Here is an 8,083-nt window from a genome sequence, read left to right as displayed (position 1 = left end):
TCCACCCCGAAGGGCTTCACCGTTCGACTTGCATGTGTTAAGCACGCCGCCAGCGTTCGTCCTGAGCCAGGATCAAACTCTCCGTGAATGTTTACCCGGCAGTACCTAATTAAAGGCGCCGGTCGACACCCGCGTTGAGCGGCACGGCAACCACCGGAATAGGGCGGCCCCGCGCACTGCGTCCTCGCTAGTGTTATTTCAAAAGGAATCTCCAACCCCAGGAAACCTGAGGCCGGGGATGTCAACATATCTGGCGTTGACTTTTGGCACGCTGTTGAGTTCTCAAGGAACGGACGCTTTCTTCGGACCGCCTTCCAGCGGGCCCTCCGGGCGCTTCGTTCTTTCGTGTTTCCAGCTTACCAGATGTTTTCCGCTCCGTTTACCGGAGCTTTTACCATCCGAAATCTGGTGTTAACCGCCGTGTTGTGGCGACTCGACCAACCATAGCGGGTCGGCTGCCGGAGCGCGAATCGGGGCGCGCCGGGGGTCGCCCGGACGGCGGCATGATTTGTTGCTCTCGCGAGCATATACAGCAATGGTCCTGATTCGCCAAGATGCCTGTAGAGTGCGGCGCATCGGCCAAGAGGACTAGACCAGTCGCGGACCGGTGAGGCGCCGGCCGGTAGGCGAGCGGGGGCGTGGGTCTTCGCCCGAGAATGTCAGTAGATGTCCGAAGTTGACATAATTTAGGCTTCAGTTGATCGCGTGCCGCACCTCGCGGCAGCTCGCTGTATTGCGCACTTGGGAGGCACAACCATGACCATTGTGACGTCGCCGCTGACCGGCAAGGTCGTCGGGCTCGCCGGCGTGCCGGACCCGGTGTTCTCGGGTGCGATGGTCGGCCCTGGCACCGCGATCGACCCGGTCCGCCAGCCCACCGAGGCGTTCGCTCCGGTGGCCGGCGTCGTCGTCTCCATGCACCCGCACGCCTTCGTCGTGGTGGACGCGGACGGGCACGGTGTGCTGACCCACCTGGGGATCGACACCGTGCAACTGAACGGCGAGGGCTTCGAACTGCTCGTCAACAAGGGTGACACGGTGACCCGCGGCCAGGCCGTGATCCGGTGGGACCCGGCCGCCGTCGAGGCTGCGGGCAAGTCGCCGATCTCTCCGATCGTGGCGCTGGAGGCCGCTCCCGACTCGCTCGGTGAGGTGCGCGAGAGCGGCGAGGCCCAGGCGGGCGAGCAGCTGTTCAGCTGGAGCTAGTCAAAGGCGGCTCCGAGGTGGCGCACTCTGCGAGGCCGCAGGCTGAACCCTCCGGCGCTACCTGTCTTGTCTCTCATCGGTGGAGAACAGGTAGATGACTTCTCCCCCAACGCGGGGGCTTCTCACTTGGCTCAGTCAAACCTCATGACGGCCAAGCCCTGACCGCTGCCCGAGGACAGGGTCTCAGCGTATGGCGCCGCTCACAGTCGCGGGCCCAGATATCGAACTTCCCGCCGGTCAGCGTCCGGTGGTCCACTCGGAAGAAGGTCTGATGGAGAAGACACTGCGCGGCGTGGGTGTCAGCCACGGGGTCGCGATCGGCCAGGTGCGGCACATGGGCACGGCGGTCCTGGAGCCCCCGGCCACCCAGATCCCGACCGAGGACGCCCCGCACGAGCAGGCGCGCGCCGAGGCCGCCGTCGAGGCGGTCGCCGCGGACCTGATCGCCCGCGGCAACCTGGCGGGCGGCGAGGCGCAGGCCGTGTTGGAGGCCCAGGCGCTGATGGCGCAGGACCCGGAGCTGATGGCCGACGTGTCCCGCCGGATCGCCGTCGGCAGCAGCGCCGAGCGCGGCGTCTACGACGCCTTCGCGGCCTACCGCGCGCTGCTCGCCTCCGCCGGGGAGTACCTGGCCGGGCGGGTCGCCGACCTGGACGACGTGCGCAACCGCATCGTGGCCCGGCTGCTGGGCGTGCCGATGCCGGGCGTGCCGGACAGCGACGAGCCCTACGTGCTGTTCGCGCGGGACCTGGCGCCCGCCGACACAGCGCTGCTGGACCCGACCCTCGTGCTGGGCTTCGTGACCGAGGAGGGCGGGCCGACCAGCCACAGCGCCATCCTGGCGCGGGCGATGGGCGTGCCGGCCGTGGTCGCGCTGCCGGGGGCGACGGACGTCGCCGAGGGCACCGTCGTCGCGGTGGACGGTAGCTCGGGCGACGTGCTGCTCGACCCCTCGCAGGAGAAGCAGGACGAGCTGCGGGCGGTCGCCGCCCAGCGCAAGGCCGCGCTGGCCGCCTCCTCCGGCCCGGGCCAGACCTCGGACGGGCACCGGGTGCCGCTGCTGGCCAACGTGGGTGGCCCGGCGGACGTGCCGGCGGCGCTGGAGAACGGCGCCGAGGGCGTCGGCCTGTTCCGTACCGAGTTCCTGTTCCTGGACGACTCGGCGAAGGCTCCCAGCGAGGAGAAGCAGGTCGAGGCGTACCGCAAGGTGCTGGAGGCCTTCCCGGAGGGACGTGTCGTGGTCCGCGTGCTCGACGCGGGCGCGGACAAGCCGCTGGACTTCCTGACCCCGGCCGACGAACCGAACCCGGCGCTCGGGGTGCGCGGTCTGCGTACGCTCCTTGAGCACCCGGAGGTGCTGAGCACCCAGCTGCGGGCGCTCGCCAAGGCGGCCGAGGGCCTGCCGGTGCACCTTGAGGTGATGGCCCCGATGGTGGCCGACCGCAAGGACGCCAAGGACTTCGCGGCCGCTTGTCGGGAGGCCGGGCTGGACGCCAAGTTCGGTGCGATGGTGGAGATCCCGTCGGCCGCGCTGCGGGCCCGGGCGATCCTGCAGGAGGTCGAGTTCCTGTCGCTGGGCACCAACGACCTCGCCCAGTACGCCTTCGCCGCGGACCGTCAGGTCGGTGCGCTGGCCCGGCTGCAGGACCCGTGGCAGCCGGCGCTGCTGGACCTGATCGCCGCGGCCGCCGACGCGGCGCAGGCGGCGGGCAAGAGCTGCGGCGTCTGCGGTGAGGCGGCCTCGGACCCGCTGCTCGCCGTGGTGCTGACCGGTCTGGGCGTCACCAGCCTCTCCATGGGCGCGGCCTCGATCCCGTACGTGCGGACCACGCTGGCCAAGTACACCCAGGCGCAGTGCCGCCGGGCCGCCGAGGCGGCCCGGGCTGCGGACAGCGCCGAGGAGGCGCGGGCAGCGGCGCAGCAGGTGCTGTCCGGCGAGTAAGCGGACGTATAGGAGAAGGGGCGCTCCCCGCCACGGCGGTGGGGAGCGCCCTTTCGGCGTTTCTCGGGGCCGGTCAGGCCTGGCGGTCGACCCTGACCTGCTCGAAGAAGCGCAGGTGGTCGATGTTGTCGACGGAGCCGGGGTTGACGGCCTTCTCCAACGGGGTGCCGGAGAGGATGCGCTTGACCGGGACCTCGATGCGCTTGCCGGTGAGGGTGTGCGGGAGGCCGCGGACGGCGATGACCTCGTCGGGGACGTGGCGCGGGGAGAGTTCGGTGCGCAGCGAGGTGCGGATGCGGCCGATCAGCGCGTCGTCCAGTTCGGCGCCGGGGGCGAGGACGACGAACAGCGGCATCCAGTAGCCGCCGTCGGGCTCCTCCAGGCCGATGACCAGGGATTCGGCGATCTCGGGGAGACGCTCGACGACCTCGTAGATGTCCGAGGATCCCATCCGGACGCCCTGGCGGTTGAGGGTGGAGTCGGAGCGGCCGTGGATGACGACGGTGCCGCGGGAGGTGACGGTGATCCAGTCGCCGTGGCGCCAGACGCCGGGGTACACGTCGAAGTAGCTGTCGTGGTACCGGGTGCCCTCGGGGTCGTTCCAGAAGCCGGTGGGCATGGACGGGATGGGCTTGGTGACCACGAGTTCGCCGACGGCGTCGGTGAGCGGGTGGCCCTGGACGTCCCAGGACTCGACGGCCGCGCCGAGGCAGGGGGCCTGGATCTCGCCGAGGTACACCGGGAGGGTGGGGACGCCGCCGACGAAGCAGGAGCAGACGTCGGTGCCGCCGCTGACGGAGGCGAGCCAGACGTCCTGCTTGACCTCGTCGTAGATCCAGCGGAAGCCGTCGGGCGGGAGCGGGGAGCCGGTGGTGCCGATGCAGCGGACGGCGGAGAGGTCCAGGTCGCGGCCGGGGTGGAGGTCGGCCTTGCGGCTGGCGATCACGTAGGCGGCGGAGGTGCCGAGGACGGTGGCGCCGGTGCGGGCGGCGACGGACCAGAGGGCACCGGTGTCGGGGTGGCCGGGGCTGCCGTCGTAGGTGACGATCGTGGTCCCGACCAGGAGGCCGGCCAGCAGGAAGTTCCACATCATCCAGCCGGTGGAGGTGTACCAGAGGAAGCGGTCCTGCGGGCCGAGGTCGAGGTGGAGTCCGGCCTGCTTGAGGTGTTCGAGCAGGATGCCGCCCTGGCTCTGGACGATGGCCTTGGGCAGGCCGGTGGTACCGGAGGAGTAGAGCACCCAGAGCGGGTGGTCGAAGGGGACGGGCTCGAAGACCGGCTCGACGTCGTCGGCGACCAGGTCGTCCCAGTGCAGGGCGCCCTCGGGGGCGGGGGCGCCGAGCAACGGGACGTGCACGACGGTGCGCAGGCTGGGCAGTTCGCGGCGCAGCTCGGCGACGACGTCGGCCCGGTCGTGGTCCTTGCCTCCGTAGTGGTATCCGTCGATGGCGAAGAGGACGGCGGGTTCGATCTGCTGGAGGCGGTCCAGGACGCTGCGGGCGCCGAAGTCGGGGGCGCAGCTGGTCCAGATCGCGCCGACGGCGGCGGTGGCGAGGAGGGCGACGGCGGCCTGCGGGATGTTGGGCAGGTAGGCGCTGACCCGGTCGCCGGCGCCGATGCCGCGGGCGCGCAGGGCGGCGGCCAGGGAGCCGACCTGGCGGCGGAGCTCGGACCAGGTGAGCTCGACGGGCTGCTCGGTGGTCTCGTCGAGGTGGAGGATCGCCGGGCGGTCGGCGTTGGTGGGGTCCTCGGCGGCGCGAAGGGCGTGTTCGGCGTAGTTGAGGCGGGCACCGGGGAACCAGCGGGCGCCGGGCATGGCCGGGTCGGCGAGGACGGCCTCGGGGGCCTGGGTGAAGCGGACGTCGAACCACTGGGTGACCGCGGTCCAGAAGCGGTCGAGGTCGGCGGTGGACCAGGCGTGCAGGTCGGCGTAGCGCTCGGCTGCCTGCTGGTCGTCCTCGGCCGGGGCGAGCGCGGCGGCCGGGGCGCCGTGGTGTTCGGCGGCCCAGGCTTGGAAGGCCACCAGGCTGGTGGCGGCGGCGCGAGCGGGGTTCGGGCGCCAGAGCGGCTGGTCCTGCGGTGGGGTGCTCACGGTGGTGGTCTCCCGGCCGGTGGTGGGGACGGGAGAGCTCGTGGCCAACCCGTCCGGTTGGGCTGTCGGTGCAGACCATGCCATGCGATCGCCCGCTGCGCCAGGGTTGGCCGGTGGTGGCCCGGGTGCCTAGCGCTGGGTGAACTCGCCGCCGAACCAGCGGCGGAGGATGCCGTTGTGGAAGTCCCAGACGAGCGGGGTGTCGGCGGTGGCGAGCTGCCAGCCGTCGGTCTCGTCGGTGGGGCGCGAGGGCGGGAGCTCGCTGAGCGGGCGGGCGGGGAGCAGTCCGCAGAGCATGACGAAGCGGCCGTTGGGGTCGGAGGCCATGTGGATCAGGGTGACGTCGGCGGCGTCGGCCGAGATGCCGGTCTCCTCGCGCAGTTCGCGCACGCAGGCCTGCTGCCAGCTCTCGCCGTAGTCCATGTAGCCGCCGGGGAAGGCGAGTTGGCCGTAGCCGGGCTCGATGGTGCGGCGGATGACGACCAGAGCGGGGTCGGCGTCGGGGCGGGTGACGGGGAGGACGGCGACGGCCACGGGCAGCGGGTTGCGGTAGCTGATCTCGGTGCAGCCGGGGCAGGTGCGGGGCCAGGTGTCGGTGCCGGGCGGGTAGGCGGTGCCGCAGAAGTGGCAGTGGGAGAAGGGCCGGTGGACGGTCTTCGTCGATTCGTCAGTGGTCATGGCCGGATCGTAGCCCTGTTCGTCGACGGCGTTCCCCGGGTTCCGGGCGGTCAGTGAGCCCGGTCGTCGCGCGGTGCGGTGTCGCCCGGCGCGGCGTCCCCGGGCGGCTCTTCGCGGGTGGGGCGGAGCAGGGCGGGGTGGAGCTGGCGGGCGTCGCCGGCGTGATAGGTGCGGGCGCGGGGGCCGCCGCGGGCGCCGCCGCGTTCGGTGGTGGAGCCGGTGCTCTCGACGAAGCCGGGGACGGAGAGGACCTTGCGGTGGAAGTTGCCGGGGTGGAGCTTCTCGTCCCAGACGGCCTCGTAGACGGCACGCAGGTCGGGGATGGTGAAGTCGTACGGCAGGAAGGCGGTGGCGAGCGGGCTGTACTCCAGCTTGGCGCGCACCCGGTCGAGGCCGTCGGCGAGGATGCGGGCGTGGTCGAAGGCGAGGGTGATCGGGCGGGAGCCGGTGTGCCCGTCGACGCCACCCCCGTGGGTGTCGGCGGGCACACCGGCGGCTCGGGCGGAACCGCAGGACCGCGGGCCCAGGTCGAGGTCGGCGACCGGGTGCCAGGCGGCGGCCGCGGCGTCCGTCCCGGCCTGGGGGTCGGGCAGGTCGGGGGCGAAGGCGAGGTAGGCGACGGAGACGACGTGCATCCGCGGATCGCGCTCGGGGGCACCGTAGGTGCCGAGCTGTTCCAGGTGCAGGCGGCAGAGCGTGGCCTCGACCTCGGAGGCGCCCTGGAGACCTGTCTCCTCGGCGAGCTCGCGGGCCGCGGCTTCGTCCAGGCCCTCCTCCCCCGCGCGCAGGAAGCCGCCGGGCAGCGCCCAGCAGCCCTGGTAGGGCGGGGCGCCGCGTTCGACCAGCAGCACATGGAGGCTGCCGCGGCGCAGCGTCAGGGCGACCACGTCGACGGTGACAGCGATGGGGGCGTAGGCGCGCGGGTTGTACGCGGCGAGCCACTCCTGCTCGGCCGCGGGCCCGGTGCTGGGCTGGGGGGACGGTTCGTCCGCTGCCATCGCGGGCTCCTCTCCGCTCTGCGCGCTCACCGGGGCTTCGGTGCTGTCGTTCTCGGTCTGAGCACAACGTAACGACTACCTTCCCGGGCGGCAAATGGTTTTCCCGGTCGGCGAGGGCCTTCCACTTCTAGGCTGTGACCAGGAACGACCGTGCCCGAGGAGGCCGAGATGCCGATTTCTCCCCCGCCGGACTTCGCCGCGGCGCTGGCGGCCGGCCCCCTGGTCCTGGACGGCGGGATGTCGAACCAACTGGCGGCGGCCGGGCACGACCTGTCGGACGAGCTGTGGTCGGCGCGGCTGCTCGCGGACGACCCTGAGGCCGTGGTGGCGGCGCACCGGGCGTACTTCGAGGCCGGGGCCGAGGTCGCCATCACGGCGAGCTACCAGGCGAGTTTCGAGGGTTTCGCCCGGCGCGGGGTGGGTCATACGGAGGCGGCGCGGCTGCTGGCGAGCAGTGTGGAGCTGGCCCGGGAGGCCGCGCGGGCCGAGCCGGGCGGGCGGCGGCGCTGGGTGGCGGCCTCGGTGGGCCCGTACGGGGCGGTGCTGGCGGACGGTTCGGAGTACCGGGGCCGGTACGGGCTGAGCACGGCGGAGCTGGTGGCCTTCCACCGGCCGCGCCTGGAGGTGCTGGCCGCGGCCCGGCCGGACGTACTGGCGCTGGAGACGGTGCCGGACGCGGACGAGGCGCGGGCGCTGCTGGAGCTGGTGCGCGGGCTGGGGGTGCCGGCCTGGCTGTCGTACAGCGTGGCGGGCGACCGGACCAGGGCCGGGCAGCCACTGGCGGAGGCGTTCGCGCTGGCCGCGGAGGTGGACGAGGTGCTGGCGGTGGGCGTCAACTGCTGCACTCCGCAGGACGCGGACCGGGCGGTGGCGCTGGCCGCCGGGGTGACCGGCAAACCGGTGGTGGTGTACCCGAACAGTGGGGAGGAGTGGGACGCCGACCATCGGAGCTGGCGCGGCGAGCCGACGTTCCGCTCGGCCCGGGTGGGCGGCTGGCTGGCGGACGGGGCACGGCTGGTCGGCGGCTGCTGCCGGGTCGGGCCGGACGGGATCGCCGCACTGGCGGCCGAGGTGGCGGTACGGCGCGGGGCCGTGAGTGAGCGAGCGAACCGAAGCGGGCGAACCGATCGGAGGTGCGTGTGGGCGAATGCCCCTGCCGAGCGGAGC

Annotated in this window: 6 protein-coding genes and 1 rRNA gene; 3 read left to right on the top strand and 4 right to left on the bottom strand. The window is 72.4% G+C overall.

Features of this window, described 5'->3' with window-relative positions:
* Window positions 1–88: ribosomal RNA gene (locus tag ABZW30_RS29420) — 16S ribosomal RNA — on the bottom strand; the annotation flags it as partial.
* A gap of 668 nt (window positions 89–756) precedes the next feature.
* On the opposite strand from ABZW30_RS29420, the gene ABZW30_RS29415 reads away from it, so the two are divergent.
* Both ABZW30_RS29415 and ptsP read left to right on the top strand, forming a co-directional pair.
* On the top strand, window positions 757–1,206 hold the full coding sequence (locus ABZW30_RS29415) for a PTS glucose transporter subunit IIA (protein ID WP_355674227.1): 450 nt from the start codon (window positions 757–759) through the stop codon (window positions 1,204–1,206).
* A 271-nt stretch (window positions 1,207–1,477) separates the two neighbouring features.
* The gene (ptsP, locus tag ABZW30_RS29410) at window positions 1,478–3,148 is read left to right on the top strand and encodes a phosphoenolpyruvate--protein phosphotransferase (protein WP_355674226.1); all 1,671 of its coding nucleotides are present in this window, start codon (window positions 1,478–1,480) and stop codon (window positions 3,146–3,148) included.
* A 73-nt stretch (window positions 3,149–3,221) separates the two neighbouring features.
* On the opposite strand, the gene ABZW30_RS29405 is transcribed toward ptsP, so the two are convergent.
* The 3 genes from ABZW30_RS29405 to ABZW30_RS29395 all read right to left on the bottom strand — a co-directional run bounded on the left by ABZW30_RS29405 (window position 3,222) and on the right by ABZW30_RS29395 (window position 6,916).
* Window positions 3,222–5,240, bottom strand: a complete 2,019-nt coding sequence (locus tag ABZW30_RS29405) for an acetoacetate--CoA ligase (RefSeq protein WP_355674225.1) — start codon at window positions 5,238–5,240, stop codon at window positions 3,222–3,224.
* Between the two features lie 129 nt (window positions 5,241–5,369).
* Entirely contained in the window at window positions 5,370–5,918 is a 549-nt protein-coding gene (locus ABZW30_RS29400; RefSeq protein ID WP_355674224.1) for an NUDIX domain-containing protein, read from the bottom strand.
* A gap of 50 nt (window positions 5,919–5,968) precedes the next feature.
* Entirely contained in the window at window positions 5,969–6,916 is a 948-nt protein-coding gene (locus tag ABZW30_RS29395) for an NUDIX domain-containing protein (protein WP_355674223.1), read from the bottom strand.
* Between the two features lie 168 nt (window positions 6,917–7,084).
* On the opposite strand from ABZW30_RS29395, the gene mmuM reads away from it, so the two are divergent.
* Window positions 7,085–8,083, top strand: a 999-nt coding sequence (gene mmuM, locus ABZW30_RS29390; RefSeq protein WP_355674222.1) for a homocysteine S-methyltransferase, incomplete at its 3' end; no start/stop codon positions are given.

This window comes from Kitasatospora sp. NPDC004669, from assembly GCF_040609455.1.
In the GTDB taxonomy this organism is placed as follows: Bacteria; Actinomycetota; Actinomycetes; order Streptomycetales; family Streptomycetaceae; genus Kitasatospora.
The sequence above is the reverse complement of the archived record's forward strand: the minus strand, read 5'-3'. Positions and strand labels throughout refer to the sequence as shown.

Excerpts from the sequence above, each read along its gene's own strand:
- ABZW30_RS29415 (WP_355674227.1), top strand. The coding sequence starts at position 757 with ATGACCATTGTGACGTCGCCGCTGACCGGCAAGGTCGTCGGGCTCGCC.
- ptsP (WP_355674226.1), top strand. The coding sequence starts at position 1,478 with ATGGAGAAGACACTGCGCGGCGTGGGTGTCAGCCACGGGGTCGCGATC.
- ABZW30_RS29400 (WP_355674224.1), bottom strand. The coding sequence starts at position 5,918 with ATGACCACTGACGAATCGACGAAGACCGTCCACCGGCCCTTCTCCCAC.
- ABZW30_RS29395 (WP_355674223.1), bottom strand. The coding sequence starts at position 6,916 with ATGGCAGCGGACGAACCGTCCCCCCAGCCCAGCACCGGGCCCGCGGCC.